General features: G+C 74.2%; 29 protein-coding genes and 1 riboswitch. Of the genes, 6 read left to right on the forward strand and 23 right to left on the reverse strand.

Annotation, left to right across the window (positions count from 1 at the left end; all coding sequences use genetic code 11):
- Window positions 1-21: 21 nt before the first annotated feature.
- The 3 genes from argJ to argC are packed head-to-tail and all read right to left on the reverse strand — an operon-like array spanning window position 22 to window position 2,727.
- A complete protein-coding gene (argJ, locus tag G7072_RS09655) occupies window positions 22-1,173 on the reverse strand; it encodes a bifunctional glutamate N-acetyltransferase/amino-acid acetyltransferase ArgJ (protein ID WP_166085805.1) in 1,152 nt (383 codons plus the stop codon).
- Between the two features lie 43 nt (window positions 1,174-1,216).
- Window positions 1,217-1,690 (reverse strand): ACT domain-containing protein, encoded by a 474-nt coding sequence (locus G7072_RS09660; protein ID WP_166085806.1) that lies wholly within the window; start codon window positions 1,688-1,690, stop codon window positions 1,217-1,219.
- The gene (gene argC / locus G7072_RS09665; RefSeq protein ID WP_166085808.1) at window positions 1,687-2,727 is read right to left on the reverse strand and encodes an N-acetyl-gamma-glutamyl-phosphate reductase; all 1,041 of its coding nucleotides are present in this window, start codon (window positions 2,725-2,727) and stop codon (window positions 1,687-1,689) included. Before argC ends, G7072_RS09660 begins: the two co-directional genes overlap by 4 nt.
- A gap of 114 nt (window positions 2,728-2,841) precedes the next feature.
- On the opposite strand from argC, the gene G7072_RS09670 reads away from it, so the two are divergent.
- Window positions 2,842-3,648, forward strand: a complete 807-nt coding sequence (locus G7072_RS09670) for a maleylpyruvate isomerase family mycothiol-dependent enzyme (RefSeq protein WP_166085810.1) — start codon at window positions 2,842-2,844, stop codon at window positions 3,646-3,648.
- A 4-nt stretch (window positions 3,649-3,652) separates the two neighbouring features.
- Window positions 3,653-4,411 (forward strand): hypothetical protein, encoded by a 759-nt coding sequence (locus G7072_RS09675; RefSeq protein ID WP_166085812.1) that lies wholly within the window; start codon window positions 3,653-3,655, stop codon window positions 4,409-4,411.
- 60 nt (window positions 4,412-4,471) lie between these two features.
- On the opposite strand, the gene pheT is transcribed toward G7072_RS09675, so the two are convergent.
- From pheT to G7072_RS09695, 4 genes are all read right to left on the reverse strand, one after another.
- Window positions 4,472-6,952, reverse strand: coding sequence for a phenylalanine--tRNA ligase subunit beta (gene pheT / locus G7072_RS09680; protein WP_166085814.1), 2,481 nt, complete (start codon window positions 6,950-6,952; stop codon window positions 4,472-4,474).
- Window positions 6,952-8,061 carry a phenylalanine--tRNA ligase subunit alpha gene (pheS, locus tag G7072_RS09685; RefSeq protein ID WP_166085816.1) on the reverse strand — a complete coding sequence of 370 codons (1,110 nt, stop codon included), beginning with the start codon at window positions 8,059-8,061 and terminating at the stop codon, window positions 6,952-6,954. The genes pheT and pheS overlap by 1 nt, the downstream gene beginning before the upstream one ends.
- Window positions 8,062-8,259: 198 nt before the next feature.
- Window positions 8,260-8,739 (reverse strand): PepSY domain-containing protein, encoded by a 480-nt coding sequence (locus G7072_RS09690; RefSeq protein WP_166085846.1) that lies wholly within the window; start codon window positions 8,737-8,739, stop codon window positions 8,260-8,262.
- A 141-nt stretch (window positions 8,740-8,880) separates the two neighbouring features.
- Window positions 8,881-9,954 carry a PAS domain-containing sensor histidine kinase gene (locus tag G7072_RS09695; protein WP_166085848.1) on the reverse strand — a complete coding sequence of 358 codons (1,074 nt, stop codon included), beginning with the start codon at window positions 9,952-9,954 and terminating at the stop codon, window positions 8,881-8,883.
- Window positions 9,955-10,025: 71 nt separating this feature from the next.
- Here G7072_RS09695 and G7072_RS09700 point away from each other — a divergent pair, with 71 nt between their 5' ends.
- The gene (locus G7072_RS09700) at window positions 10,026-10,634 is read left to right on the forward strand and encodes a TetR/AcrR family transcriptional regulator (RefSeq protein ID WP_166085851.1); all 609 of its coding nucleotides are present in this window, start codon (window positions 10,026-10,028) and stop codon (window positions 10,632-10,634) included.
- A 94-nt stretch (window positions 10,635-10,728) separates the two neighbouring features.
- Here the strand turns inward: G7072_RS09700 and G7072_RS09705 are convergent, their stop codons facing one another.
- The 5 genes from G7072_RS09705 to G7072_RS09725 form a co-directional block, all read right to left on the reverse strand.
- The gene (locus tag G7072_RS09705; protein ID WP_166085853.1) at window positions 10,729-11,601 is read right to left on the reverse strand and encodes an RNA methyltransferase; all 873 of its coding nucleotides are present in this window, start codon (window positions 11,599-11,601) and stop codon (window positions 10,729-10,731) included.
- Between the two features lie 114 nt (window positions 11,602-11,715).
- Window positions 11,716-12,111: a 50S ribosomal protein L20 gene (rplT, locus tag G7072_RS09710; RefSeq protein WP_166085855.1), complete on the reverse strand. Its 396-nt coding sequence runs from the start codon at window positions 12,109-12,111 to the stop codon at window positions 11,716-11,718.
- A gap of 112 nt (window positions 12,112-12,223) precedes the next feature.
- On the reverse strand, window positions 12,224-12,418 hold the full coding sequence (gene rpmI / locus G7072_RS09715; RefSeq protein ID WP_166085857.1) for a 50S ribosomal protein L35: 195 nt from the start codon (window positions 12,416-12,418) through the stop codon (window positions 12,224-12,226).
- A 92-nt stretch (window positions 12,419-12,510) separates the two neighbouring features.
- Entirely contained in the window at window positions 12,511-13,242 is a 732-nt protein-coding gene (gene infC / locus G7072_RS09720; protein ID WP_166085859.1) for a translation initiation factor IF-3, read from the reverse strand.
- A gap of 301 nt (window positions 13,243-13,543) precedes the next feature.
- Window positions 13,544-14,062: an SseB family protein gene (locus tag G7072_RS09725; RefSeq protein WP_240917235.1), complete on the reverse strand. Its 519-nt coding sequence runs from the start codon at window positions 14,060-14,062 to the stop codon at window positions 13,544-13,546.
- A 51-nt stretch (window positions 14,063-14,113) separates the two neighbouring features.
- On the opposite strand from G7072_RS09725, the gene G7072_RS09730 reads away from it, so the two are divergent.
- Together G7072_RS09730 and G7072_RS09735 are read left to right on the forward strand one after the other, a co-directional pair.
- Window positions 14,114-14,674 (forward strand): cellulose synthase, encoded by a 561-nt coding sequence (locus G7072_RS09730; RefSeq protein WP_166085860.1) that lies wholly within the window; start codon window positions 14,114-14,116, stop codon window positions 14,672-14,674.
- Window positions 14,671-15,312 (forward strand): 4-amino-4-deoxy-L-arabinose transferase, encoded by a 642-nt coding sequence (locus G7072_RS09735; protein WP_206063339.1) that lies wholly within the window; start codon window positions 14,671-14,673, stop codon window positions 15,310-15,312. Before G7072_RS09730 ends, G7072_RS09735 begins: the two co-directional genes overlap by 4 nt.
- On the opposite strand, the gene G7072_RS09740 is transcribed toward G7072_RS09735, so the two are convergent.
- The 8 genes from G7072_RS09740 to rpe all read right to left on the reverse strand — a co-directional run bounded on the left by G7072_RS09740 (window position 15,245) and on the right by rpe (window position 21,683).
- Window positions 15,245-15,757 carry a PH domain-containing protein gene (locus G7072_RS09740; RefSeq protein ID WP_166085862.1) on the reverse strand — a complete coding sequence of 171 codons (513 nt, stop codon included), beginning with the start codon at window positions 15,755-15,757 and terminating at the stop codon, window positions 15,245-15,247. The two genes, G7072_RS09735 and G7072_RS09740, sit on opposite strands and share 68 nt — an antisense overlap.
- Window positions 15,741-16,646, reverse strand: a complete 906-nt coding sequence (hisG, locus tag G7072_RS09745; protein ID WP_240917236.1) for an ATP phosphoribosyltransferase — start codon at window positions 16,644-16,646, stop codon at window positions 15,741-15,743. The genes G7072_RS09740 and hisG overlap by 17 nt, the downstream gene beginning before the upstream one ends.
- Window positions 16,647-16,658: 12 nt before the next feature.
- On the reverse strand, window positions 16,659-16,922 hold the full coding sequence (locus tag G7072_RS09750) for a phosphoribosyl-ATP diphosphatase (protein ID WP_166085864.1): 264 nt from the start codon (window positions 16,920-16,922) through the stop codon (window positions 16,659-16,661).
- Between the two features lie 61 nt (window positions 16,923-16,983).
- Entirely contained in the window at window positions 16,984-17,487 is a 504-nt protein-coding gene (gene ribH / locus G7072_RS09755) for a 6,7-dimethyl-8-ribityllumazine synthase (protein ID WP_166085866.1), read from the reverse strand.
- Entirely contained in the window at window positions 17,484-18,788 is a 1,305-nt protein-coding gene (locus tag G7072_RS09760; protein ID WP_166085868.1) for a bifunctional 3,4-dihydroxy-2-butanone-4-phosphate synthase/GTP cyclohydrolase II, read from the reverse strand. The genes ribH and G7072_RS09760 overlap by 4 nt, the downstream gene beginning before the upstream one ends.
- Complete coding sequence (locus G7072_RS09765; protein WP_166085870.1) at window positions 18,785-19,465, reverse strand: riboflavin synthase; 681 nt, start codon at window positions 19,463-19,465, stop codon at window positions 18,785-18,787. The genes G7072_RS09760 and G7072_RS09765 overlap by 4 nt, the downstream gene beginning before the upstream one ends.
- A gap of 130 nt (window positions 19,466-19,595) precedes the next feature.
- Complete coding sequence (gene ribD / locus G7072_RS09770; RefSeq protein WP_240917237.1) at window positions 19,596-20,717, reverse strand: bifunctional diaminohydroxyphosphoribosylaminopyrimidine deaminase/5-amino-6-(5-phosphoribosylamino)uracil reductase RibD; 1,122 nt, start codon at window positions 20,715-20,717, stop codon at window positions 19,596-19,598.
- A gap of 86 nt (window positions 20,718-20,803) precedes the next feature.
- Window positions 20,804-20,933: riboswitch (FMN riboswitch) on the reverse strand.
- A gap of 72 nt (window positions 20,934-21,005) precedes the next feature.
- Window positions 21,006-21,683 carry a ribulose-phosphate 3-epimerase gene (gene rpe, locus G7072_RS09775; protein ID WP_166085872.1) on the reverse strand — a complete coding sequence of 226 codons (678 nt, stop codon included), beginning with the start codon at window positions 21,681-21,683 and terminating at the stop codon, window positions 21,006-21,008.
- A 116-nt stretch (window positions 21,684-21,799) separates the two neighbouring features.
- On the opposite strand from rpe, the gene G7072_RS09780 reads away from it, so the two are divergent.
- The gene (locus G7072_RS09780; protein ID WP_166083599.1) at window positions 21,800-22,372 is read left to right on the forward strand and encodes a hypothetical protein; all 573 of its coding nucleotides are present in this window, start codon (window positions 21,800-21,802) and stop codon (window positions 22,370-22,372) included.
- Window positions 22,373-22,450: 78 nt separating this feature from the next.
- Here the strand turns inward: G7072_RS09780 and G7072_RS09785 are convergent, their stop codons facing one another.
- Genes G7072_RS09785 through def form a run of 3 tightly spaced genes read right to left on the reverse strand, consistent with a single transcriptional unit; the run spans window position 22,451 to window position 25,300 of the window.
- Window positions 22,451-23,821 (reverse strand): transcription antitermination factor NusB, encoded by a 1,371-nt coding sequence (locus tag G7072_RS09785; protein WP_166085874.1) that lies wholly within the window; start codon window positions 23,819-23,821, stop codon window positions 22,451-22,453.
- The gene (gene fmt, locus G7072_RS09790) at window positions 23,821-24,747 is read right to left on the reverse strand and encodes a methionyl-tRNA formyltransferase (protein ID WP_166085876.1); all 927 of its coding nucleotides are present in this window, start codon (window positions 24,745-24,747) and stop codon (window positions 23,821-23,823) included. The genes G7072_RS09785 and fmt overlap by 1 nt, the downstream gene beginning before the upstream one ends.
- Before the next feature lie 7 nt (window positions 24,748-24,754).
- Window positions 24,755-25,300, reverse strand: coding sequence for a peptide deformylase (gene def / locus G7072_RS09795; protein WP_166085878.1), 546 nt, complete (start codon window positions 25,298-25,300; stop codon window positions 24,755-24,757).
- Window positions 25,301-25,366 lie beyond the last annotated feature (66 nt).

A 25,366-nucleotide genomic window follows, 5' to 3' on the forward strand; every position in this document is an offset into this window, starting at 1 on the left:
CTCGGGCCGGCTCCTGCTCGGTCAGCTGCTGTAGGCGCTGTTCTCGTGGACGTAGGCGTGGGTCAGGTCGTTGGTCCAGACGGTCGCGCGCTCGGTGCCCGCCTTCAGGTCCACGGTCACCGTCACCTCGCGACCGGACAGGTCGACCGCGTCCGGCGGCTCGTGGGGCGTGGACTGCCTGCACACCCAGACGCCGTTCATGGCGACGTCGAGGTCGGCGGGGTCGAACGCCGCCTGCGTCGTGCCGACGCTGGCCAGCACCCGGCCCCAGTTGGGGTCCTTGCCGAAGACCGCCGCCTTGAAGAGGTTGCTGCGCGCGATGCTGCGGCCCACCTCGAGGGCGTCGGCCTCGCTCGCGGCGTGCAGCACCGTGATGGCGATCTCGTGGTCGGCGCCCTCGGCGTCGGCCAGCAGCTGCATGGCCAGGTCGGTGCAGGCCCGGGTCACCGCGGCGGTGAAGTCCTCCGGCGAGGGCGTGATGCCCGAGGCGCCGCTGGCCATCAGCGTGACGGTGTCGTTGGTCGACATGCAGCCGTCGGAGTCGAGGCGGTCGAAGGACACGCGCGTGGCGGCCCGCAGCGCCGCGTCGGCTTCCGCGGCCGGCACGACGGCGTCGGTCGTGAGCACGACCAGCATGGTCGCCAGCTGAGGGGCCAGCATCCCGGCACCCTTGGCCATGCCGCCGACCGACCAGCCCGCGCCCTCGACGACGACCTGCTTGGCGACCGAGTCGGTGGTCATGATCGCCTCGGCGGCCGCGAGACCGGCGTCGGCGTCCAGCGCCGCGGTGGCCGCGTCCACCCCGGCGAGCAGCAGCTCACGCGGGTTGGCCAGCCCGATGAGGCCGGTGGAGCAGACGACCACGTCACCCGCCCCGATGCCGAGGACGTCGGCGACGCGCTCGGCGACGGCGTGCGTGGTCTGGAAGCCCTCCGGCCCGGTGTAGCAGTTGGCTCCCCCGGAGTTGAGGACGACGGCGCGCACGACGCCGTCCTTGACCACCTCCTGGCTCCACAGGACAGGGTTGGCCTTGCAGCGGTTGGCGGTGAAGACGCTGGCGGAGTCGTGGGTGGGGCCGTCGTTGACGACGAGGGCGAGGTCCTTGGCGCCGGTGCTCTTGAGGCCGGCGGGCACGCCGGCGGCGCGGAACCCCTGCGGGTGGGTGATGCTCATGGTGGTGTCGTTCGCTCTCGGGTGGGGTGGTGCTCGTGGCTGGTCAGGACCGGAGGTCGAGGGGCGCGTCGCGCACCTCGACGCCGGATCGTCGCCACGCCTCGACCGCCCGGTCCGCGGCGTCGACCGGCACCAGGAGCCAGTCGGTGTCGTACGTCGACTGGGTGAAGACGCTGATGCCGTCCTCGGCGAGCGGCCCGAGCAGACGGTGCAGGATGCCGGTCAACGCGAAGTCGAGCGTGCCCTCGACGGCGAAGGCCAGGAACGGCCCGGCCTGGGTGGCCTTGCGGGGCACCGCCCGCCGGGCACACACGATCGAGGTCTCGCTCGCCGTCGCAGTGATGCTGTAGACCGTCGCCGAGGTGGCCCAGGCCGGTACGTCGGTCCCGGGCCCGAGCCGGACCACGGCCAGGTGCTCGGGGTAGCGGAGCAGGACCGTCCCGGGCTGGGGCGGGGTCACGGCGCCGTCGGTGCCGTCGGTGTCCGGGGAGCCGGTCGGCTCGGTCGGCTCGGTCACGGCGCCATCCCCACGCTCGAGAGGCCGGCGGTCTCGGGGAGACCCAGGGCCAGGTTCATGCACTGCACGGCGGCGCCGGCGGTGCCCTTGGCGAGGTTGTCGACCGCGCCGACCACGACGGCCCGACCGTGCGGACCGGCTGCCTCGTCGACGGTCACCTGCAGGTGCACGGCGTTGGAGCCGAGCACGGCCTGGGTCTGGGGCCAGGTGCCCTCGGGCAGCAGGTGCACGAACGGCTCCTTCTCGTAGGCCGCGACGTACGCGCTGCGCAGGGACGCGGTCGTCGTACCGGGGGCGACGGGGGCCGAGCAGGTGGCGAGGATGCCGCGGCTGGTGGGCACGAGGACCGGGGTGAAGCTGACGCGGACGTCGGCGTCGGTCAGGGAGCGGAGGTTCTGGACGATCTCGGGGGTGTGGCGGTGGACGCCGCCCACGCCGTAGGCGCTGACGTTGCCCATGACCTCGCTGCCGAGGAGGTTCGCCTTGAGGGCCTTGCCGGCGCCCGAGGTGCCGCTGGCGGCGACCACGACGACGTCGCTGGCGTCGACGAGACCGGCGGCGACGGCCGGGGCGAGGGCGAGGGTGGAGACGGTCGGGTAGCAGCCGGGGACGGCGACGCGGCGCGCGCCCTCGAGGGCGGCGCGCTGGTCCCCGAGCTCGGGCAGGCCGTAGGGCCAGGAGCCGGCGTGCTCGCCGCCGTAGAACCGCTGCCAGACGTCGGCGTCGGTGAGCCGGAAGTCGGCGCCGCAGTCGACCACCAGGGCGTCGTCGCCCAGCTCGGCCGCCAGCGCCGCGGACTGCCCGTGCGGCAGGGCCAGGAACACGACGTCGTGCCCGGCGAGGGTGGCGGCGTCGGTGGCGCCGAGCACCCGGTCGGCCAGCGGCAGCAGGTGCGGCTGCAGGGAGCCCAGCGTGGCGCCGGCGTTGGAGCCGGCGGTCAGCGCGCCGATCTCCACCTCGGGGTGGGACAGCAGCAGCCGGAGGAGCTCTCCCCCGGCGTACCCGCTCGCGCCGGCCACGGCGACCCTGATCGTCATGTCGCATGACTATACAGAGATCCGCAACTTCATGCATCTCGCACGCCGCTGGGCTGCCCGGAGTCGACAACACCCCAGTGGCTCGCGTGGCCGACCAGTGGCAGGGTCGGGACCGTGACCCTCCCCTTCCTGGACCACCTCCGTCGCGAGTCGGACCGCTTCCTCGACCTCCTCGCCGAGGCCGACCCCTCGGCGCGCGTGCCCTCCTGCCCCGAGTGGTCCGCGGCCGACCTGCTGTGGCACCTGGCCGAGGTGCAGTGGTTCTGGGCCACGATCGTCGAGGAGCGACGCAGCAGCCCCGACGGCCTCGAGCACCCGCCGCGGCCCACCGACCGCGACGCGCTGCTGACCTTCGCGGCCCAGCAGACCGACCGGTTGCTCCGGGTCCTGACCGAGACCTCGCCGGACACGGAGGTCTTCATGTGGGCCGAGGACAAGACCGTCGGCTACATCCGCCGGCGCCAGGCCCACGAGGCGCTCATCCACCGCCTCGACGCCGAGCTGACCGTCGGCGACGTCACCCCGCTCGACGCCGACCTGGCCGCCGACGGGGTCGACGAGTGCCTGGCGATCATGTACGGCGGGATCCCGGAGGGCTGGGGAACCTTCACGCCGGCCGTGGCACCGGTGCGGTTCCACCTGACCGACCGGCCGGACGCCGACCGGGTCGTGCGGTCCGGCCGCTTCGTCGGCACCGACCCCGACAGCGGCACGTCGTACGACGAGGACGCGCTGGACCTGGTCGGCAGCGAGGGCTCTGGGGGCTCCGGGGGCTCCGAGGCCGCCGCGACGATCACCGGCACCGCCGACGACGTCGACGCGTGGATCTGGCACCGCCGCGGCAACGACGTCCTGACGTTCGACGGCGACACGGCGGCGCTCGACGCCGTGCGGGCCGTCCTGCGCCGCCCGCTCACCTGACGCCGTGGACGTCTCACGACTCGACCTCGAGGTCGACACCTCCGTGCCACAACGGCCCGAGGTGCGGGTGCTCATCGGCGGCGACGAGCTCCTGCGGACGGACGGGGAGGAACGCAACGGCCCTGCGGGCCTGCTCGACAACGGCGCCCTGGTGCCGCAGGACCCGCCACGGCGCATCGCGCTCTACGGCTGTGGGTGTGGCGAGTTCGGGTGCTTCGTGGTGGCTCCGCTCGTCGAGCGCGACGGCGCACTCGTCGTCTGGCGGGACTTCCGCACGGTCACCGGCGAGTACCACGACGCCCTGCCCTCGCCGGACTCAGGACCCGACCCTGTGCAGGTCGACGACGTCTCCTCGCACGCCCTGCCGGTGCCGGACCTGGTCTTCGACGCTGAGCAGTACGACGCCGAGGTCGCCCGGGCGAGCGCCGACCGTTCGTGGGAGACCCGCGAGCATGCCGTCCGCAGGATGTCCGGCGGCCGACTCGACGGCTGGGCGCTGCTCTGGCCCGTGCGCGAGGGCGTCGTGGCGATGTCACGTGACTTCCACGGCGCCACGGTGGAGCTCGGCCTGCCCGACGGCGAGCCGACGGACCTCGTGGCCGCGCTGGCCGGTGTGCTGCGGACCCCCGAGGTGGAGGCGATGCTGGCCGCGACGCGCTGGACGCCCGAGACCGGGCGTCGCGGGCACGAGCGACGCGTCGAGGGCGCGTCCCGGGTCCTCACCCGGCTGTGGGCAGACGCGGCCGTCCACCGGCACGTCTGACGCCCCGGACCGTGGTCGCCGGAGGTGACCCGGTCCCGAAGGCTGCCCGACGGCCGTCCGCTAGGCGCGCTGGGTGGCGCCGTGCCGCTCGGCGGCCAGGGCGACCGCGGCGTCGCGGGCAGCCTTGACCTCCTCGTCGGTCAGCGTCCGGTCGGGCGCACGCAGGCGCAGGGCGAAGGCCAGCGACCGCCTGCCCTCACCAACCTGCTCGCCGGTGTAGACGTCGAAGAGCCGCACCGACTCCAGCAGCTCGCCCGCGCCCTCGCGCAGCGTGGCCGTCAGCGCCGCCACGCTCACCTCGTCGGGCACGACCAGGGCGATGTCGACCTTCGCCACCGGGAAGGAGGAGAAGACCGGCCCGCGGGGTGCGGTCGCGTGCTGGAGCAGCACGTCGAGGTCGATCTCGGCCGCCACGGCCCGGTCCGGCAGCCCGAAGGCCTTGCAGACGTTGGGGTGCAGCTCACCGGCGTGGCCCACGACGTGCTCACCGAGCACGATCTCCGCACAACGGCCCGGGTGCCACGGTGCCCGTGCGGCCGCGCGGACGTCGACGTCGAGGCCGAGGGCACGCGCCACCGACCGCACCGCGGCGACGGCGTCGCTCCACTGCGCGGGACGCCCTGCGCCCCACCACCCGCCGCGCTCCCGCTCACCCGTCGCCACCACGGCGAGGTGGAGCGGCTGCTCGGGCAGCGCCTTCTGCAGGTCGTCCCACTCCCCCTCGGTGGGTCGGCGGTCGACGCTGAGGATCGGTGCCGCGACGGCACCGCGCGGCAGCGTGACGGTCGCGGCCTCGAACAGCGCCAGGTCGGACTGGCCGCGCCCGACGTTGCGGGCCGCGGCCTCCAGCAGACCCGGAAGCAGCGTGGTGGTCATGAACGGCTGCTCGCTGCTGATGGGGTTGGCGATCCGCATGCTCGCGCGTCGCGGGTCGTCGGCGTCCAGCCCCAGCCGGTCGAGCTCGGCCGTGCCCACGAACGGGAACGAGACGACCTCGACGTACCCCTCACCCGCGAGGGTGCGACCCACCCGCCGGCGCAGGGACTGGCTCGGGGTGAGGCCGCGCCCTGACGGCGGGGTCGGCAGCACCGACGGCACGCGGTCGTAGCCGACGATGCGCGCGACCTCCTCGACGAGGTCGAAGGGGTCGGCCAGGTCGGGGCGCCACGGCGGCACGACGGCGGACAGCGTCGGCCCGTCCTCCGTCACCTCGCAGCCCACGGCCCGCAGGTGCGCGACCGTGGTCGCGGCGTCGATCGGCATGCCGGTGATGCGGGCGGGGAGGTCGGCGGGCAGGGTGACGGTCGGTCGCGCGGGCGGCGTGCCCACGACGGTCACGCCCGGCTCGGCCGTGCCGCCGCCGTACGTCGTCAGCAGCTCGACCACGCGGTCGGCCGCGGCCTCGCAGATCGTCGGGTCGACACCGCGCTCGTTGCGCTTGCCGGCCTCGGAGGTCAGCTTGTGACGGCGACCGGTGCGGAACATCGTGGTGGCGTCCCAGTGCGCGGCCTCGACCAGCACCCGGGTGGTGGTCGCCGACATCTCGGTCGTCTCGCCACCCATGACGCCACCGAGGCCGATGAGGCCGGAGTCGTCGGTGACGACGAGGTCCTCGGTCGACAGGGTGCGCTTGGTGCCGTCGAGCGTGGTGAGGCGCTCACCCGCGCGGGCACGGCGTACGACGAGCGGGCCCTGGAGCCTGTCGAGGTCGTAGCCGTGGATCGGGCGGCCGGTCTCGAGCATCACGTAGTTGGTGACGTCCACGGCCAACGAGATCGGGCGCATGCCGGCCAGGCGGATGCGGCTGGCCATCCACGACGGCGTCGGCGCAGCGGGGTCGAAGCCCGAGACCGTCCGCGCGACGAAGACCGGGCAGCCCTCGGGGTCCTCGACCCGCACGGGGTAGCCGGCGTCGTCGGCCGCCGGCACGTCGCGGTCGGTCGGGTCGGTGAAGGAGCCACCGAAGCCGAGCGCGACCTCGCGGGCCACGCCGCGCAGCGACAGCGCGTAGGCCCGGTCGGGGTTGATCTCCATCTCGATGACGTCCTCGCGCAGGTGCAGCACGTCGAAGGCGTCGTCGCCGGGCTCTCCGGCGTCGGCGGGCAGCACGATGATTCCGTCGTGGTCGTCGCCCAGGCCGAGCTCGGCCGCGCTGCAGATCATGCCGGCGGAGACGTGGCCGTAGGTCTTGCGGGCGCTGATGGCGAAGTCGCCGGGCAGCACCGCTCCGGGCAGCACCACGACGACGAGGTCGCCCGGGGCGAAGTTGTGCGCGCCGCAGACGATGCCCTGGGGCTCCCCGGTGCCGTTGGCGTCGCCGACGTCGACCGTGCACCAGTTGATCGTCTTGCCGTTCTTCTGCGGCTCGGGCTCCATCGTCAGCACGCGGCCGACGACCAGCGGGCCGGTGATGTCGGCCCCGCCCTGCTCGAGGGCCTCGAGCTTGAGGCCGAGCATCGTCAGGCGCGCGGCCATCTGCTCGGTGCTGACGGGCTCGGGCAGCTCGACGAGCTCCCGGATCCAGGACACGGGGGCGCGCATCAGATCTCCGTCCCGAACGCAGCGGTCATCCGGACGTCGCCCTCGAAGAGGTCCCGCAGGTCCTCCACGCCGTGGCGGAACATCAGGGTGCGGTCGATGCCCATGCCGAAGGCGAAGCCGGTGTAGCGCTGGCTGTCGACGCCGCAGGCGGTCAGCACGCGCGGGTTGACCACGCCGCAGCCGCCCCACTCGATCCAGCCCTCACCGCGGCAGGTGCGGCAGGTGGCTCCGTCGGCGTCGACGGCGGCGCCGCGGCAGACGAAGCAGACGAGGTCGACCTCGGCGCTGGGCTCGGTGAAGGGGAAGTACGACGGGCGGAACCGGGTCGTGATGCCCTCGCCGAACATCGCCGTGGCGAAGTGGTCGAGCGTGCCCTTGAGGTGCGCCATCGTCAGCCCCTCGTCGATCGCCAGCCCCTCGACCTGGTGGAAGACCGGGCTGTGGGTCGCGTCGTACTCGTCGGTGCGGAACACCCGCCCGGGGCACACGACGTAGATCGGCGGCGTGCGCGTCAGCATGGTGCGCGCCTGGACCGGGGAGGTGTGGGTGCGCAGCACGATCGCGTTCTCGGCCGGCTCCATCCAGAACGTGTCCTGCATGGTGCGCGCCGGGTGGTCGGGCCCGAGGTTGAGGGCGTCGAAGTTCAGCCACTCCGCCTCGACGACGGGGCCCTCCGCGACCTCCCAGCCCATGGCGACGAAGACGTCGGCGATGCGCTCGCTCAGGGTGGTGATCGGGTGGCGGGCGCCGACCGGCTCGCGGTCCCACGGGAGGGTGACGTCGACGGCCTCCTCGACGAGGATGCGCGCCTCGCGCTCCTCCTCCAGCGTGACCTGGCGGGCGGCGAGCGCCTGGTTGACCCGGCCGCGGGCCTTGCCGATGCGCTGCCCGGCCTCCTTGCGCGCCTGCGGGGGCAGCGCGCCGATCTCCCGGTTGGCCAGCGCGAGCGCGGACCGGTCACCGGCGTGGGCGAGCCGGGCCTCCTTCAGCTCCTCCAGCGTCGTGGCCGCCTCGATGGCGGCCAGCGCCTCGGTCACCGCGGCGTCGACCTGCTCGGCCTTGAGCGGGGTCACCTCGACCGGGTCGTACTCGGTGTTCGGGCCGGACATCGGTGCCTTTCGACAGGGGCGGTGCCGCCGCGCCGCGGCAGGCAGGACCGTCGGCGGCCCGGACGGGGCCGTGAGCGACGGTGACCGGGCCAGTGTAGGAACTCGGGCGCCCGGGTCGCACCTCGGTTCCGCCGCTGGACCCCGGGGCGCCCCCTCTCCGCGGGCGCAGCGCCCCTCTGTCCGGTCGTCGTCCGGGGGTCAGCTGTCGACGCGCACCACGGTGAAGCTGCGGTCGAGCTCGACGGTGACGTCGTCGTCGTTGCCCCGGTCGATCTCCACCTCGTAGACGTGGCGGTCGTCGCGGTCGGCGTAGGTGGCCTCGGTGACGGTCCCGTCGACCTCGGCGAGCGCGGCGCTCTCCGCACGCTCGCGGACCTCACCCGCCAGCGGGGTGTCGTCGTCGGCGTCGTCGATCCGGTCGTCGCGGAAGTCGTCGCGGTCGTCACGGTCGTCACGGTCGTCACGGTCGTCGTCGTACCGGTCGTCGTCGCGGTCGTCGCGGTCGTCGTCGTACCGATCGTCGTCGGTGGTGCCGGACGGGGACGGGGTGCTGCTGTCGGAGGCCGCGCTCCCGCTCGTCGTCGCGGTGTCGGCGGTGTCGTCGGAGCCGCAGGCGCTCAGCGCGAGGACTGCGGCGAGGGAGGCAGCGGCAAGGGCGTGGGTGCGGATCAGCTTCATGACCCCATCGTCACCATCGGTGATGAGTCGTCGGTGAGGCCACGATGAGCGAATCCTCATGCATGAGGATGGCTCGTCGGGGCAGGCGAGCGCGAGCCGCCCGGGGTCGGGGTGGGCCGGGCGCCCGCCGACGAGCGTGGTTCAGCTCAGGTCGCGTGCGCGCGGCCAGACGACCTCGACACGCGCTCCCCCGCTCGCGGCGTCGGTCACGTCGATGTCGCCGCCGTGGGCGCGCACCAGGCCGTGCGCGATGAACATGCCCAGTCCCGTGCCTGCCCGGTCCCCGTGCCTCCAGTGCTTGGTGAACACGCGCCGCCGCAGGTCGGCGGCGATGCCGTCACCGTCGTCCTCGACGGCCAGCAGCACGGCGTCGTCGTCGTACGACGACAGCAGGAACCGCACCTGCCCCTGCCCGTGGCGGACCGCGTTCTCCGCGAGGTTGGTGAGCACCTGGGCCAGCCGGTCCGGATCGGCGTGCACGCGCAGGTCCGAGCCCGGCTCGGTCCGGACCTCGACCGCACGGCCGGACCCCGCTGCGACGGACCGCGCCACCGCCTCGGCCGTCACGACCGGGTCGATGGTGCTCGCGGCCAGCGGGAGGCGCCCGGCGCTGATCCGAGCCACCTCCAGCAGGTCGCCGATGAGGCGCGAAAGCCGGTCGGTGTCGTGGTGCACCGACTCCATGATCAGTCGCTTCTGGGCGTCGTCGAAGGCGTCCCAGCGCTCCAGCAGGGTCGCGGTGAAGCCGCGTACCCCCGTCAGCGGGGAGCGGAGCTCGTGGGCCATCGTGGTGACGAGGTTGGCGCGCTCCTGCTCGAGCCGGGCCCGCGCCCGCGCCGGGCGCAGCGACACCGCGACCCCGCGGACCGGCGCCAGCGGAGCGTCCCGGTCGAGCCGGGCGGTCACCAGCAGCTCGGTGCCGTCGGGAAGCAGCCACGCCGACTCCGACAGCGCGGTCCGCGTCGCGAGGCCGTCGTACGGCTTCAGGGTCTCCCACCAGCCGCAGCTGTCGAGGTCCTGCAGCGGGAGCGCCTCGCGCAGCGGCACGCCCACCGCTGCCGCGGGGCCGAGCAGCCGGCGGGCCGCCACGCTGACGTGGGTGACACTGCCGTCGGCGCCGGCCAGCACGATCCCGTCGGGCAGCGCGTCGATCACGGACTGGACGTCGAGGGGCCCGCCGTCGGAGGCGTTGCCTGCCCCGGGGTCCGTTGACATGCAGCCAACCTAGGGCGTGGTGGACGCGCGGGCCACGCCCCGCGCGGCGTACGCGTGGCAGGCTGGGCGCCATGTCCGTCGAGCCCGGCACCCGGCCCACCCGGCGCGGCCGCCCCGGCTACGACCGCGAGACGGTGGTGCGGCACGCGGTGGAGGTCTTCAACCGCCGCGGGTACGACGCCACGAGCATGGACGACGTGGCCCGCGAGCTCGGGCTGTCGAAGTCGACGATCTACCACCACGTGCCCACCAAGGAGCACCTGCTGCGCGCCGCCCTCGAGGAGGGCCTGGGAGCGCTGGAGCAGCTGCTCGACACCGCCGAGGATCGGGCCGGAGGCGCCGGCGAGCGGTTGCGCTGGACCGTGGGACGCAGCGTCGAGGTGCTTGCCGCCCACTTGCCCGCCGTACGCCTGGTGCTCCGCGTGCGCGGCAACAGCGACGCCGAGCAGGAGGCGCTCGAGCGCCGGCGCGGCATCGACGCGCGGCTCACCCGGTTGGTGGCGGCGGCCGTCGCGGAGGGCAGCGTGCGCGCCGACGTGGCGCCCGAGGTCGCCTCGCGGCTCGTGTTCGGGATGGTGAACTCGTTGACCGAGTGGTACGACCCCGCCGGTGGCACCGACCCTGCCGCCATGGGTCGCATCGTCGCCGACGCCGCCTGGGAGGGGCTCGCCGAGCGCTGAGCGGGCACGGGTCGACGTCGCGCGCGTGCACGACCGACGTCTCGCGCGTACACGACCGACGCTTCGCGCGTACACACCTGACGCTTCGGCAGGGTCAGGGGCGGGGGGCGCGCTGGACGCGGGCGCTTGTGTAGAGGCAGACCGCGGCCGCGGTGGCCAGGTTGAGGCTCTCGGCGCCGCCGAAGATGGGGATGCGCACCCGGTGGTCCGCGAGTGCGGCGACCTCCTCGGGGAGGCCCCATGCCTCGTTGCCGAACAGCCACGCCGTGGGTGCTGCCAGCAGCCCGGAGGCCTCGGCCTCGAACAGGTCGAGCTCCCCCGCGCCGTCAGCGGCGAGCACCGTCAGCCCGGCGCGGCGCACCTCGTCGACGGTGGCGGCCGGCGACGCCCCGGCGGCGACCGGGAGGTGGAACAGCGAGCCAACCGAGGCCCGCACCGTCTTGGGGTTGTAGAGGTCGACGCTGTGGCCGGCGAGCACCACGGCCTCCGCACCGGCGGCGTCGGCGCAGCGCAGCACGGTGCCGGCGTTGCCGGGGTCGCGCACGTCCGCCAGGACCGCCGCGAGCCGCACACCGGGGCGCACCGCCTCGCCCACCGGTACGTCGAGCACGCGGCAGACCGCGACCACACCCTGGGGGTGGACGGTGTCCGTCAGCTCGGCCAGCACGGCCTCGTCGACGTCGTACCAGGGCAGGCCCGTCTGCCCGGCCACCGAGCGCAGCTCGGGCTGGGCGTCGGGGCGCGCGAAGACCTCCCGCACGTGTCCGCCGGCCAACGCCTCCCGGACCGCCTGGGGTCCCTCGGCCAGGAACAGACCGGCCTCACGACGCCCGGCGCGGCGCAGCAGCTTGCGGGCGGTGCGGACCCGACCGCTGCGCACCGTCAAGCCCGTCGGCCCGGTCGCGCCCGTGGGCCCGGTGCCGCCCGTGGGTCCGGAGAAACCGGTCGGCTCGGCCTGCTCGCTCATCGGACCTCCTGGGAGACAGCGACGGGGCCGCCCCGAGGGGGCGGCCCCGACACCTGGGTGCGAGACGCGGGCCAGGTCGTGGTGAGGACCCGACGAGTCGCGATCAGGACGCGATCAGGACGCAGCGGCCTCGGCGCGCGGCGCGTTGACGTCCTCGGGCAGGTTGGCCTTGGCCAGCTCCACCAGCGCGCCGAAGGCGGCGGCGTCGTTGACGGCGAGGTCGGCGAGGATCTTGCGGTCGACCTCGACCTCGGCGGCCTTGAGGCCCTGGATGAAGCGGTTGTAGGTCATGCCGTGCTGGCGGGCCGCAGCGTTGATGCGCTGGATCCACAGCTTGCGGAAGTCACCCTTGCGAGCCTTGCGGTCGCGGTAGTTGTAGGTGAGCGAGTGGGTGACCTGCTCCTTGGCCTTGCGGTACAGGCGCGAGCGCTGCCCGCGGTAGCCGGAGGCGCGCTCGAGGGTTACCCGACGCTTCTTCTGGGCGTTGACCGCCCGCTTGACGCGTGCCACGTGGTTCTCCTAGGTAGTTCGGGAAGCTGAGGGGGAAGACGGTGCTTCCGTGCTTCGGTGCTGGTGCGCTCCGGGGTGCCCCGGTGGGCGCGGTGTGCTGGGGTGGACGCGCTCAGCGACCGAGCAGCTTGCGGACGGTCTTGGTGTCGTTCTTGGAGACCTCGGTGGTGCCGGACATGCGCCGCGTCATCTTGGAGGGCTTCTTCTCCAGGTTGTGGCGCAGGCCCGCCTTCTCGCGGCGGAGCTTGCCGGACCCGGTCACCCGGAAGCGCTTGGAGGCACCCGAGTGGGTCTTGTTCTTCGGCATGTCAGATCGTCCTTACTTCATCTGGTGCGGCCCGCGCGGTGGCGCGGGCCGGTTCGGGTGCGGGGGTCCGGCGGTGCCGGCTCCCCCGGGGGTCACACCTCGTCGAGGTTCTCCGGCGTACGGGCCGGGCGCTCGGGCTTGGGGGTGGCGTGCGCGGCGGCGGCGCGCTCCTTGTACTCGATGCGCTCCGCCTCGGCCTCGGCGGCACGCTCGGCGGCGCGCTCGGCCTTGGCCGCCTTGACCTCGGCCTTCGCCTCGGCCTTCTTCTTCACCGGTCCGAGGACCATGATCATGTTGCGGCCGTCCTGCTTGGGCGACGACTCGACGAAGCCCAGCTCGGTGACGTCGTCGGCCAGGCGCTCCAGCAGCCGCAGACCCAGCTCGGGGCGGTGCTGCTCGCGGCCACGGAACATGATCGTGATCTTGACCTTGTCGCCCTGCTTGAGGAACCGCACGACGTGACCCTTCTTGGTCTCGTAGTCGTGCGCGTCGATCTTCGGTCGGAGCTTCATCTCCTTGATCACGACGTTGGTCTGGTTCCGTCGTGCCTCACGGGCCTTCTGGGCGTTCTCGTACTTGAACTTCCCGTAGTCCATGAGCTTGCAGACCGGCGGCCTGGCCATGGGCGCGACCTCGACGAGATCGAGGTCGGCCTCGGAGGCCAGCCTCAGGGCGTCGTCGATACGGACGATGCCCACGGTCTCTCCGTTGGGACCGACGAGTCGGACCTCGGGAACCCGGATCCGGTCGTTGATGCGCAGCTCGGTGGTGATTGAGTCCTCCTGGGTTGGTCTGGTGATGGACCCCGACCCGGGAACCCGCATGAAAAAGGCTTCCGCGTCTGCGACAGCGGAAGCCAGCCCAGCGCCGGTGCTGCGGACGGGTGGTTCCCCGCCTCACTGCCTCACTGGCACTGCAGGAGCAGCACCCCGGTCTCCCGTGGCGCTCTCCGTGACCGGACCCGACGACCTGGTGCGGCCGGTGCGGGTGGGAGACGAGCTCCGCTTGTCGGATCCTCCCCGTGGCTCGCGCCACCAGAAGGATCGGTCCCGACAAGAGTACCAACCCTCGGCGCGGGACGCACATTCCCGACGTCCGGCCGGCTCACCGTCCCGCTGGCCCCGTTCAGGCGTCGACCTTCACCCAACCGAAGCGGTCCGCGTCGGCCGTCCCCGTGCCGGTCCGCAACCGGGTCAGCACGAGCCCCTCGGCCAGGCTCACGAGCGAGTCGCCCTCGACCGCGAACGGCACGGGTCCGGCGACGTCGACCACGAGCGCGTCGGCCGACTCCTGCCGTGCCGCCTGGGCCGCGAGCCGCGCAGCGACCGGGACCGGTCGCGCGGCTGGGTCCCAGCGCGCCATGGCCGCGCCGCTGGTGAAGGCCAGCAGGCCGCGTCGTCCGTCCGGGGCGGTCATCAGCACGGTCGCCATGTCGGAGGACTTGTCGTGGGCCAGCCCGGCCTCGTCCACCTCGACCTCGCCGAGCACCGCCACGACCGGCACCAGCAGGCGGGCGTGCTGCAGCACCTGCAGCGCCGCGAGGCGGCTGCCGCCCGGCTGGGCGTACGCCGCCAGGGCCGCCTCGACGTCCGAGGAGGCGGAGCCGTCGTCGCCGGAGAAGCCGGGGTCGGGGATCGAGCGCACGGCCCCATCGTGGCACGCGGTCCTCCGGCCCCGGCCCGTAGGCTGGCGAGCATGAGCGGGCTCGACACGGCGACCTGGCAGGCCCTCGGCCTGGTGCTGACCCTGCTCGGCCTCGGCGCCTCGACGTACGTCTGGTCGCGTCGCGGTCCTGCCCGCGGCCTGCGCGCCGTCGCCTGGAGCCTGATCCCGCTGGCGGCCGCCCTCACCGGCACCCTGCGCCTGGTCGGCGACGTCGTCGGCGCGTTCGGCCGCTGGTCCTCCCGCCTGGTGCTGGACCCCCTGACGTGGACCGGCATCGCCGTGGCCGGCGTCTCGGCCGTGCTGTTCCTCCTCAGCGGTCGCCTGATCGGACGCGACCCGCGCCCCGCGAGGCGCGGGCGAGCGGCGCGGCGGCAGGCCGACGCTGCCGGCGCCCCCGCCGGCGCCGGACCCGGTGCCGCGACCCCGGCGCCGGACGCGCTCGGGAGCCGGGCGACCGCGCCTGCTGCCTCTCCCCCGCCGGCCCGCGGCGCGGCCGGCTCGGCACCGGGGCCGACGCCCGCAGGCGCCGGGACCGGCGATCCCGACCTGGACGAGATCGAGGCGATCCTGCGGCGCCGCGGCATCACGTGAGCCGGCCCGCGGCGGCCGACGTGCTGCTCGAGGTGGCCCTCGCCACGCCGCGCCGGCTGGGCTCCGCCGGCGGCCGGTCGGGGCGGCTGGTCGCGATCGACGGGCCAGCGGGCTCCGGCAAGACCACCTTGGCGGCCGCGCTGGCGGGGGTCGCCCACGACGCCGGCCTGGGCGTGACGGTCGTCGCGACCGACGACGTCCTTCAGGGCTGGGACGGGCTCGACGAGCTCGGTCCCCGGCTGCGGACCGAGGTCGTCGACCCGTTGCGTGCCGGGCGCGACGGGGCCTACCGGCGCTACGACTGGCACGCCCGGCGGGCGGCGGAGACGGTCGTCGTCCCGCTCGTCGACCTCGTGGTCCTGGAGGGCGTCGGCTCCGGACACCTCGGGTACGACGACGCGCTGTCGGCCCTTGCCTGGGTCGAGGCCCCGCCCGACCTGCGGCGTGCCCGCGGCCTGGCGCGCGACGGCGAGGAGCTGGCGGCGTCCTGGGACGCGTTCGTGCCCGACGAGGACGCGCTGCACGAGCGCGAGCGCACGCGGGAGCGGGCCGACCTGATCGTCGACGGCGTCAGCGGGGCTGTGCAGGTCCCGGACGGGGTGGCTCGTCGGCCGCGTGGGCCTCGATCAGCGCCCTGAGCCGGCGCACCTGCGCCTTGGCGCGCGCGCCGTCGGATCCCTGGATGCCCATCGCGGCCTGCGACGTGCCGTCGCTGAGGTCCAGCACCGTCCACGGGTTGCCGGGGCGCAGCGTCACCGCCACCACCTCGGGCCAGGTGTAGTCGTGGGTGCGGTAGCCGTTGACCACGTGCAGCCCGCCTGCCGTGGCGTCGATGCGGCAGCGTGAGAGCCCGTGCTCGATGACGAGCACCATCAGCCCGAGGACCAGCACCGTCAGCCGCTGGAAGGTGGTGAAGGAGGCGCGGACGTCGTCGGGGAACGACAGCCAGAGAACGACCACGGTCGCGAGCAGCAGGCCGCCGAAGACGAGGGCGGCGACCCGGACCCCGCGGGGTCGGAAGGTCACCGGCAGGTCGGTCGGCTCGACGACGGGCTCCCCCGCCCGCTCAGAGCCGGCAGGCATGGATGTCGGTGGTGAGGATGCCGCGGGCACCGATCTCGAACAGCTCGTCCATGATCCGCTGGGCTGCCTCGCGCGGCACCATCGACCGCACCGCGACCCAGCCCTCGCGGTGCAGCGGCGAGACGGTGGGGCTCTCGATGCCGGGCGTCAGCGCGACCGCGCGCTCCACGTGCACCGAGGGGATGTCGTAGTCCATCATCACGTAGGAGCGGGCCACCAGCACGCCCTGCACCCGCCTGAGGAAGATCTCGAGCGCGGGTGACTCCTGGGCACCGACGCGGCCGACGAGCACCGCCTCGGACTCGAGGACGACCTCACCGACGATCTCCAGACCCGCTTGGCGCAGCGTGCTGCCGGTCTCCACGACGTCGGCGATCGCGTCGGCCACACCGAGCTGCACGCTGGTCTCGACCGCCCCGTCGAGACGGATCACGGTCGCCTCGATGCCCTTCTCCTCCAGCCAGCGCTCGACCACGCCGTCGTACGACGTCGCGATGCGCTTGCCGGCCAGGTCGTCGAGGGACGACAGCACGCCGGGGGGCGCGGCGAAGTGGAAGGTCGAGCGCCCGAACCCGAGCCGCACCGACTCCTCGGCCTTGGCGCCGGAGTCGAGCAGCAGGTCGCGGCCGGTGATGCCGAGGTCGAGGGTGCCCTCCCCCACGTAGACCGCGATGTCGCGCGGGCGCAGGTAGAAGAACTCGACGCCGTTGGCGACGTCGGTCAGCGTCAGCTGCTTGGAGTCCTGGCGCTGCTTGTAGCCGGCCTCGCGCAGCATGTCGGAGGCGCTCTGGCTCAGCGAGCCCTTGTTGGGCACGGCGACGCGCAGCAGCGGACGGCGCTCGTCGGCGGGGGTGGAGCCGGTGCCGGTGAGGGGGGTGGTGCTGGTCATGGGGTGGTCCCTTTACAGGTGCGCGTAGACGTCGTCGAGGGTCAGGCCGGAGGCGAGCATGAGCACCTGGGCGTGGTAGAGCAGCTGGCTGATCTCCTCGGCGGCGCGCTCGGGCGTCTCGTGCTCGGCGGCCATCCAGGACTCGGCGGCCTCCTCGACGAGCTTCTTGCCGATGCTGTGGACGCCGGCGTCCAGCGCCTGCACGGTGCCCGACCCCTCGGGACGGTCACGGGCCTTGTCGTTGAGCTCGGTCCACAGCTCCTCGAAGGTCTTCATCTCCACGCTCTCTCTCGGGCCCGGTCAGGGCGCCCACCAGGGTACGGCCCCGCGGGTGGGGTCACGCGCCCCGCTGCCGGCCGCGGATGGCCTGCAGCGACCGTGCGGTGACCAGGGCGGCCGAGGTCGCCTCGTAGCCCTTGTCCTCCACCGACCCCTCGAGACCGGCGCGGTCCAGCGCCTGCTGCTCGGTGTCGCAGGTGAGCAGCCCGAACCCGACCGGTACGCCGTGGTCGAGCGCCACCCGGGTCAGCCCGTCGGTGGCGGCCGAGCAGACGTAGTCGAAGTGGGGCGTGCCGCCGCGGATCACGACGCCGAGCGCCACCAGGGCGTCGTACCCCTGCGCGGCGAGCGCGCCGGCGACCACGGGCAGCTCGAAGGAGCCGGGCGCGCGGACGACCTCGCGCGAGGTGACGCCGAAGTCGTCGAGGGCGCGGTGGGTGCCGGCCAGGAGGCCGTCCATCACCTGGTCGTGCCAGCTGGCCGCGACCACCGCGACCCGGAGGTCGCTGCCGTCGAACGGCTCGGCCTGGTACTGCGCGGTCGGGGATCCTTCGCCGCTCATCGGGCAGCTCCTTCGGGGGTGACGGTGGTGGTGGGTGCGGTGGTGGTGGCCGGTGTCCCGGTCGGGTCGGCCAGGTCGGGCAGGTCGTGCCCCATCCGGTCGCGCTTGGTCTGCAGGTAGGTCAGGTTGTGGTCGTTGGGGTGCGGGGTCAGGGCGACCCGCTCGGCGACCCGGATGCCGTAGGCCTCGAGGCCCTCGGTCTTGGCCGGGTTGTTGGTCATCAGCCGCACCGCGTCGACGCCGAGGTCCTTGAGGATCTGGGTGGCGGCCCCGTAGTGGCGGGCGTCGGCGGGCAGCCCGAGCTCGAGGTTGGCGTCGACGGTGTCGCTGCCGCCGTCCTGGAGCTGGTAGGCCTGCAGCTTGGCGAGCAGGCCGATGCCGCGACCCTCGTGGCCGCGCAGGTAGATGACGACGCCTCGGCCCTCGGCCACGATGCGCTCCATGGCCTCGTCGAGCTGAGGTCCGCAGTCGCAGCGGCTGCTGGCGAAGACGTCGCCGGTCAGGCACTCCGAGTGGACCCGGGTCAGCACCGGCTCGCCGCTGCGGAGGTCGGCCGGGTCGCCGTACACCAGCGCGACGTGCTCGGAGCCGTCGATGGAGATCCGGTAGCCGACCGCGGTGAAGTCGCCGGCGCGGGTCGGCAGCAGGGTGGTCGCGACCCGGTCGACGTGGGACTCCACGCGACGGCGGTGGTGGACCATCTGCTCGATCGAGATCATCTTCAGGCCGTGCTCGTCGGCGAAGGCGCGCAGCTCGGGCCCGCGCTTCATGGTGCCGTCGTCGTTGACGACCTCGACGAGCACGCCGACCGGGGTGAGCCCGGCCATCCGGGCCAGGTCGACGGCGGCCTCCGTGTGGCCGCGCCGCACCAGCACGCCGCCCTCGCGGTAGCGCAGCGGGAAGACGTGTCCGGGGCGGGTGAGCTCCCACGGCTCGGTGGCGGAGTCGGCCAGCGTGCGCACCGTGTGCGAGCGGTCGGCGGCGCTGATGCCGGTGCTGACGCCGTCGCGGGCGTCGACCGAGATCGTGTACGCCGTGCGCATCTTGTCGCGGTTGTGCGGCGTCATCAGCGGGATCTCGAGCCGCTCCAGCATCTCGCCGGGCATGGGGGCGCAGATGACGCCGGAGCTGTGACGGATCGTGAAGGCCATCAGCTCGGGGGTGGACTTGCTGGCGGCGAAGATGATGTCGCCCTCGTTCTCGCGGTCCTCGTCGTCGACGACGATGACCGGACGGCCTGCGGCGATGTCGGCCACGGCGTCCTCGACGTCGTCGAGGCGGATGCCCTCGTGCCCTGTCATGACTGTCCTTCCGGGGTGCTGGTCGTGCCGGTGGTGGTGCTCGTGGGGGTGGTCTCGGGAGTGGTGGGGGTGCCGGGGGCGGCACCGTGGGCGAGCAGGCGCTCGACGTACTTCGCCATCACGTCGACCTCGAGGTTGACGACCGTGCCGACCGCGGCCGCGCCGAGCGTGGTCCGCGCCAGCGTCTCGGGGATGAGCGAGACGGTGAAGGTGCCGGCGGCGTCGTCGAGGGCGGCCACGGTGAGGCTGACGCCGTCGACGGTGATGGAGCCCTGCGCCACGACGTAGCGCGCGAGCCCGGCCGGCAGCGAGACCTCGACCAGCTCCCAGTGCTCGCTGGGCGTGCGGGCGACGACCTCGCCGGTGGCGTCGACGTGGCCCTGGACGACGTGGCCGCCGAGGCGGGTGGTGGGGGTGACCGCACGCTCGAGGTTGACCCGGCTCCCGGGCCGCAGGGCACCGAGGCCGGTCAGCCGCAGCGTCTGGGTCATGACGTCGGCGGTGAAGCCGTCCTCCTGCAGCTCGGCCACGGTCAGGCAGCAGCCGTTGACCGCGATCGAGTCACCCAGGGCAGTGCCCTCGGTGACGGCGTTGCCGCGCACGGTGAGGCGCACCGCGTCGCCCTGGACGGTCAGGTCGACGACGGCGCCGAGCTCCTCGACGATGCCGGTGAACATGGCCTCAGTCCTCCTGGTTGCTGGTCGTGCTGGTCACGTCGGTCGTGGTCGTGGTCGTGGTCGTGCTGGTCGGTGGGGGCGAAGCGTCACGTGTGTCGCACCGAAACGTCACGTGCGCCGCGTCGAGGCGTCACGTACGTCGCTCCGGGACGTCGGCTCCGTCGCCTGGCCGCTCCCGGGGCCGCGGTCGCATGCGCAGGCGTACGTCGCGGTCGGGACCGTCCCCGAGCACGGCGACGTCGACGACGTCGAGCCGGTGGGCGGCGGTGAGGGTGGGCACGTCGAGCCCCTCGACGGTGTGCGTACCTCCGCCGAGGAGCACCGGGGCGACGTACGCGACGACCTCGTCGACGAGGCCGGCCTCGAGGAAGGCGCCGGCCAGCTGCGGCCCGCCCTCGAGGAAGACGTGGTGGCGCCCCCGCGCGTGGAGGTCGGCCAGCGCCGCGTGGGGGTCGCGGGTGCGGAGGTGCACGGTCTCGGCCGCGTCGTCGAGCACGCGACGCTCGCCCGGCAGCTCGCGCAGCCCCATGACCGCCCGCAGCGGCTGACGCTCCCGGGGCAGGTCGGTGTCGTGCTCGTCGCGCACGGTGAGCCGCGGGTCGTCGACCAGCACCGTCCCGGTGCCCGCGAGCACGACGTCGGCCTCGCCGCGCCGGGCGTGGACGTCGCGGCGCGAGTCGGCGTTGCTGATCCAGCGCGAGGTGCCGTCGGCCGCGGCGCTGCGGCCGTCGAGCGAGGCGGCCGTCTTCCAGGTCACGAAAGGCCGCCCCTGCTCGACCGAGAAGGTCCACACCGGGTTCAGCGCCCGGGCCTCGTCGAGCAGCAGCCCGCCGACCACCTCGACCCCGGCATCGGTCAGCCGCGCCGCTCCCCCGGTCGACACCGGGCCGGCGTCGGACTGGGCGTGGACGACCCGGCGGACGCCGGCGGCCAGCAGCGCCTCGGAGCACGGGCCGGTGCGGCCGGTGTGGTTGCAGGGCTCGAGCGTGACCACCGCGGTCAGGCCGGTCGCCGACGTGCCCCGCGCGGCCAGGTCGGCGAGCGCGTCGACCTCCGCGTGCGGCGTACCGGCACCGCGGTGGTGGCCCTCGGCGACGACGGCGCCGGCGGCGTCGAGCAGCACGCAGCCCACGCGCGGGTTGGGACCGAGCGGGGCGTCCGGGGAGGCCGCGACCGCCAGGGCACGCCGCATCGCCGCCGTCTCGGCGGGCGCGAAGCGCTCGTGCGTCGCGCCGGTCGTGTGCCCGGTCATGAGAACTGCCCTCTCGGTCCGCTCACGGGCACCGGGCAGGGAGGGGACGCGGGCGCTCGTCGACACGCGAGGCGTCGGCGAGGGCACTGCGTGCGCTTCCCATCCGGACTCTCACCGTCGGTCCAGGACTTTCACCTGGTCAACCGGCCACTGGCTGTGGCCGGGTCGCGGACTGTCACCGCCGGCTCGGAATTTCACCGACCCCAGAGCACGCGAGCACTGGCTCGTCGAGGACAAGCCTGCCACACGGCCCGAGACGACGTCAGCGGGAGTGGTGGGTGTCGCCGGTCACGCCTGCGCGGTTCTGCCTGTCGCCCGCTCGGCCTGTCCACGCAGGCGGTCGACCATCGCGGCGGGGTCGTCGGCGCCGAAGACGGCCGAGCCGGCCACGAACATGTCGGCGCCCGCCTCGGCGCAGCGCTCGATGGTCTCCGCGGAGACGCCCCCGTCCACCTGCAGCCACAGGTCGAGCCCGTGACGGTCGATCAGCTGTCGGGCCCGACGGATCTTCGGCAGGCACAGGTCGAGGAACTTCTGCCCGCCGAACCCGGGCTCCACCGTCATGATCAGCAGCATGTCGAGCTCGCCGAGCAGGTCCTCGTAGGGCTCGACCGGCGTCGCGGGGCGCAGTGCCATCCCGGCGCGGGCCCCCTGGTGGCGCAGCTCGCGGGCCAGGCGCACGGGGGCGGTCGCCGCCTCGACGTGGAAGGTCACCGAGCCCGCCCCGGCCTCGACGTACGCCGGCGCCCACCGGTCGGGGTCCTCGATCATCAGGTGCAGGTCGAGCGGCGTCTCCGCCGCGGCCCGCAGGGACTCCACCACGGGCAGCCCCAGGGTCAGGTTGGGCACGAAGTGGTTGTCCATCACGTCGACGTGGAGCCAGTCGGCGTTGCGGATCCGGGCCACCTCGTCGGCGAGGTGGGCGAAGTCGCAGGACAGGATGCTGGGCGAGATCTGGGCAGCCATGGTGGCTCCGAGCCTAGTGGCCGTCGCGGCGGAGGATTGGCCCGGGCTGAGCGGGGTACGGCCTACCGAAGGCCTCCTGCCCATCTGGGCGGGCGGAACCGAACTCGGGAGGTCCCATGGAAACCAGCACCATCGTCATCATCGTGGTCGTCGCACTGCTCGTGCTCGCCGCACTCGCCGCCCTGGCGGCGGTCGCCAAGCGCAAGAAGGCCGAGCGCCACCGCGAGGAGACCGAGCGCAAGCGCGTCGAGGCCGAGCGCCTGCGTCACGAGGCCAGCCAGCACTCCACGGGTGCGGCTCACGCCCAGGTCGAGGCCAAGGAGGCCGAGGCCCGCGCCGCACGCGCCAAGCTCGAGGCCGAGCGCGCGGAGCGCGACGCCGCCCAGGCCCAGCAGGGCGCCCACGTCGAGCAGGCCCGGCACGAGGACGTCATCCGCGAGGCGGACCGGCTCGACCCCGACGTCGACCACCGCTCCGACGGCTACCGTCCGCAGCCCTCCGGCCACACCCACGAGACGCCCATGACGACGCCCCACGAGACGCACCCGGGCACCGGGACGACCCAGACTCCCGGCACCGGCACCGGCACCACGCAGACGCCCGGCACGACGCAGACGCCCGGCACGACGCCCGGCACGACGCCTGGCACGGGCGGCGCCCCCCAGGAGCCGACCCAGCCGCGTCCCTGACGCGACGAGCGCGCCCGGCACGACCGGCGCACCCCAGCACGACCCACGAGCGGCACCCGGGAGACCGGGTGCCGTTCGTCATCTCCGGCGAAGCAGCGCCAGGAACATCGCGTCCGTGCCGTGCCGGTGCGGCCAGAGCTGCACCGTGCCCGGCAGCGGGCCGGCGGCGTCCGGCACCTGAGGCAGGACGGCACCGGCGTCGAGCAGCTCGAGGTCGTCGCGCTCCGGGAGCACGGCGCTGACGGCGGCCGCGGTCTCGGCCAGCACCGGCGAGCAGGTCACGTAGGCGACCACGCCTCCGGGGCGCACGGAGTCGATCGCGCTGCCCAGCAGGGCCTGTTGGAGCGGCACCAGGCCGTCGAGGTCCTCCGGGACGCGTCGCCACCGCGCCTCGGGACGCCGACGGAGGGCGCCCAGGCCGGTGCAGGGCGCGTCGACGAGCACCCGGTCGAAGCTGCCCCGGGGCCAGTCCGGCTCGCGCCCGTCCCCCACGACGGTCCGCACCGTGCCCTCGGGCAGAGCCGCGGTGGCTCGTCGTACGAGGTCGGCACGGTGGGGCTGCGGCTCCACCGCCTGCACCGTCGCCCCGCGCTGCGCGGCGATCGCGCCGAGCAGCGCTGCCTTGCCGCCCGGGCCGGCGCACAGGTCGAGCCACCGCGCGTCGGTCCCCTCGAGGGGGGCGTCGGCCAGCGCCAGCGCGACCAGCTGGGAGCCCTCGTCCTGCACGCCGGCACGACCGGACCGCACCGCGGCGAGCGCGCCCGGGTCACCCTGGGCCAGGCGCACCCCGAGCGGTGAGTACGGCGTGCGCGTCGCGCCCTGTGCCTCCGCCTCGCCGAGCAGCTCGTCGGGGTCGACCAGGCCCGGCCGGGCCACGAGGGTCACCGCCGGGGACTCGTTGTCGGCGGCCAGCAGGTCGTCGAGCTCCGCGGACCGGCCGGTCGAGGCCAGGGCCTCGGCCAGCGCGTCGACGACCCACCGCGGGTGGGCGTGCGCGAGCACGGCGTGTCCGTGCCGGTCCCGCTTGGGGTCGGGAGCGAGCCGGCCGACCCAGGTGTCGAGGTCGTGCTCGCCCACGCGACGCAGGACCGCGTTGACGAAGCCCGTGACCTTGCGGCCGCCGACCTCGCGGGCCAGGTCGACCGACGTGGCGACCGCGGCGTGCGGCGGCACCCGGGTCGACAGCAGCTGGTGGGCGCCCAGGCGCAGCACGGCGAGCACGGGCGCGTCGATCCGCTCCAGGGGGCGCCCGGCGCAGGCGGCCACCACGGCGTCGTACGTGCCTTGGCGCCGCAGCGACCCGGCCGCCAGCTCCGTGGCCAGCGCGGCGTCGCGACCCGACAGCCCCCGCTCACGCAGCACGGCGGTCAGCGCGAGGTTGGCGTAGGCACCGTCCTCGGAGACCGCGCGCAGCACCGCGAGCGCCGCCGAGCGCGCGGGGTCGGCCATCAGGCGCCGAACCGGGCGCCGGGGTCCAGCCGGACGCCGCGGGCCCAGTCGGCGGCCGCCATCTGCTTCTTGCCGAACGCCTTCAGCTCCCCGAGGCGTACGGCGTGACTGCCCGTGCCGATGTGCACGGCGTTCTTGGACACCACCAGCTCGCCGGGGGCGGCCGAGACCTCGGGGTCGGGCTGCACCGGACCGAGCTTGACGCGCTCGCCGGCGAGCGTGGTCCACGCCCCAGGAGCAGGCGTGCAGGCGCGCACCCGTCGGTCCACGGCCTGGGCGGGCTCGGTCCAGTCGACCTGCGCCTCCTCGACCGAGATCTTCGGGGCGAGCGACAGCCCGTCCCCGGGCTGCGGACGGGCCTCGACCTCGCCGCTCTCGATGCCGTCGAGGGTCGCCACCAGCAGGGGGGCGCCGGCCTCGGCCAGACGCCCGAGCAGGTCGCCGGAGGTGTCCGTGGGCCGGACCCGCTCGGTCACCACCCCGAAGGTCGGGCCGGCGTCGAGCGCCTTGACGATGCGGAAGGTCGTGGCCCCGGTGATCTCGTCGCCGGCCCACACCGCCCGTTGCACCGGGGCGGCACCCCGCCAGGCGGGCAGCAGGGAGAAGTGCAGGTTGATCCACCCGTGAGCGGGGATGTCGAGCGCCGGCTGCGGCAGGAGCGCGCCGTACGCCACGACGGGGCAGGCGTCGGGCGCGAGGTCGCGCAGCGCGGCCTGGAAGTCGGCGTCGCGCGGGTGCTCGGGCTTGAGCACGGGCACGCCGAGCTCCTCGGCGGCCTGCGCCACCGGGGAGGCGACGAGGCGCCGGCCGCGACCCGCCGGGGCGTCGGGGCGGGTGACGACCCCGACCAGCTCGTGGTCGCTGGCGGCGAGGGCCGCCAACGAGGGCAGGGCGACCTCGGGGGTGCCGGCGAAGACGATGCGCACGCCGCCCTCAGAGCCCCAGGCCGGGGGCGGTCGGGTGCGGGCTGACCTTGATCGTCGGGGGCGCCCCGAACCAGTCGGACTCGCGGATCGCCTTCATCGCGGCCTTGCGGGTCTCGGCGTCGAGACGCTGCACGAACAGCACCCCGTCGAGGTGGTCGGTCTCGTGCTGGATGGCGCGGGCCAGCAGGTCGGAGCCCTGGATCGTCACGGGCTCGCCGTGCATCGAGAAGCCGCGGGCCACGACGCTGAGGGCGCGGGTGCAGTCGAAGGCCAGGTCGGGGATCGACAGGCAACCCTCCTCGCCGTGCTGGGTCTCCTCCGACAGCGTCAGCTCGGGGTTGACGAGGTGGCCGACCTCGCCGTCGACGTTCCAGGTGAAGACCCGCAGGCCGACGCCGATCTGCGGCGCAGCCAGCCCGGCTCCCGGGGCGTCCAGCATCGTCTCGGTGAGGTCCTTGACGAGGCGGCGGAGCTCGGCGTCGAAGTTGACGACGGGGCTGGCCGGGGTGCGCAGCACCGGGTCGCCGAAGAGTCGGATGGGCTGGACGGTCACAAGGGCCTCTCGGGTCGGGAGCGGCGCACAGTCTACGGCCCGCGGACGTCCCGGCCGGTCCTCGAC

Source organism: Nocardioides sp. HDW12B (assembly GCF_011299595.1).
Taxonomy (GTDB): Bacteria; Actinomycetota; Actinomycetes; order Propionibacteriales; family Nocardioidaceae; genus Marmoricola_A.

Excerpts from the sequence above, each read along its gene's own strand:
- argJ (WP_166085805.1), bottom strand. The coding sequence starts at position 1,173 with ATGAGCATCACCCACCCGCAGGGGTTCCGCGCCGCCGGCGTGCCCGCC.
- argC (WP_166085808.1), bottom strand. The coding sequence starts at position 2,727 with ATGACGATCAGGGTCGCCGTGGCCGGCGCGAGCGGGTACGCCGGGGGA.
- pheT (WP_166085814.1), bottom strand. The coding sequence starts at position 6,952 with ATGCGCGCCCCCGTGTCCTGGATCCGGGAGCTCGTCGAGCTGCCCGAG.
- pheS (WP_166085816.1), bottom strand. The coding sequence starts at position 8,061 with ATGTCCGGCCCGAACACCGAGTACGACCCGGTCGAGGTGACCCCGCTC.
- G7072_RS09690 (WP_166085846.1), bottom strand. The coding sequence starts at position 8,739 with ATGAAGCTGATCCGCACCCACGCCCTTGCCGCTGCCTCCCTCGCCGCA.
- G7072_RS09695 (WP_166085848.1), bottom strand. The coding sequence starts at position 9,954 with ATGTCAACGGACCCCGGGGCAGGCAACGCCTCCGACGGCGGGCCCCTC.
- G7072_RS09700 (WP_166085851.1), top strand. The coding sequence starts at position 10,026 with ATGTCCGTCGAGCCCGGCACCCGGCCCACCCGGCGCGGCCGCCCCGGC.
- G7072_RS09705 (WP_166085853.1), bottom strand. The coding sequence starts at position 11,601 with ATGAGCGAGCAGGCCGAGCCGACCGGTTTCTCCGGACCCACGGGCGGC.
- rpmI (WP_166085857.1), bottom strand. The coding sequence starts at position 12,418 with ATGCCGAAGAACAAGACCCACTCGGGTGCCTCCAAGCGCTTCCGGGTG.
- infC (WP_166085859.1), bottom strand. The coding sequence starts at position 13,242 with ATGCGGGTTCCCGGGTCGGGGTCCATCACCAGACCAACCCAGGAGGAC.
- G7072_RS09730 (WP_166085860.1), top strand. The coding sequence starts at position 14,114 with ATGAGCGGGCTCGACACGGCGACCTGGCAGGCCCTCGGCCTGGTGCTG.
- G7072_RS09740 (WP_166085862.1), bottom strand. The coding sequence starts at position 15,757 with ATGCCTGCCGGCTCTGAGCGGGCGGGGGAGCCCGTCGTCGAGCCGACC.
- hisG (WP_240917236.1), bottom strand. The coding sequence starts at position 16,646 with ATGACCAGCACCACCCCCCTCACCGGCACCGGCTCCACCCCCGCCGAC.
- G7072_RS09750 (WP_166085864.1), bottom strand. The coding sequence starts at position 16,922 with ATGAAGACCTTCGAGGAGCTGTGGACCGAGCTCAACGACAAGGCCCGT.
- ribH (WP_166085866.1), bottom strand. The coding sequence starts at position 17,487 with ATGAGCGGCGAAGGATCCCCGACCGCGCAGTACCAGGCCGAGCCGTTC.
- G7072_RS09760 (WP_166085868.1), bottom strand. The coding sequence starts at position 18,788 with ATGACAGGGCACGAGGGCATCCGCCTCGACGACGTCGAGGACGCCGTG.
- G7072_RS09765 (WP_166085870.1), bottom strand. The coding sequence starts at position 19,465 with ATGTTCACCGGCATCGTCGAGGAGCTCGGCGCCGTCGTCGACCTGACC.
- ribD (WP_240917237.1), bottom strand. The coding sequence starts at position 20,717 with ATGACCGGGCACACGACCGGCGCGACGCACGAGCGCTTCGCGCCCGCC.
- rpe (WP_166085872.1), bottom strand. The coding sequence starts at position 21,683 with ATGGCTGCCCAGATCTCGCCCAGCATCCTGTCCTGCGACTTCGCCCAC.
- G7072_RS09780 (WP_166083599.1), top strand. The coding sequence starts at position 21,800 with ATGGAAACCAGCACCATCGTCATCATCGTGGTCGTCGCACTGCTCGTG.
- G7072_RS09785 (WP_166085874.1), bottom strand. The coding sequence starts at position 23,821 with ATGGCCGACCCCGCGCGCTCGGCGGCGCTCGCGGTGCTGCGCGCGGTC.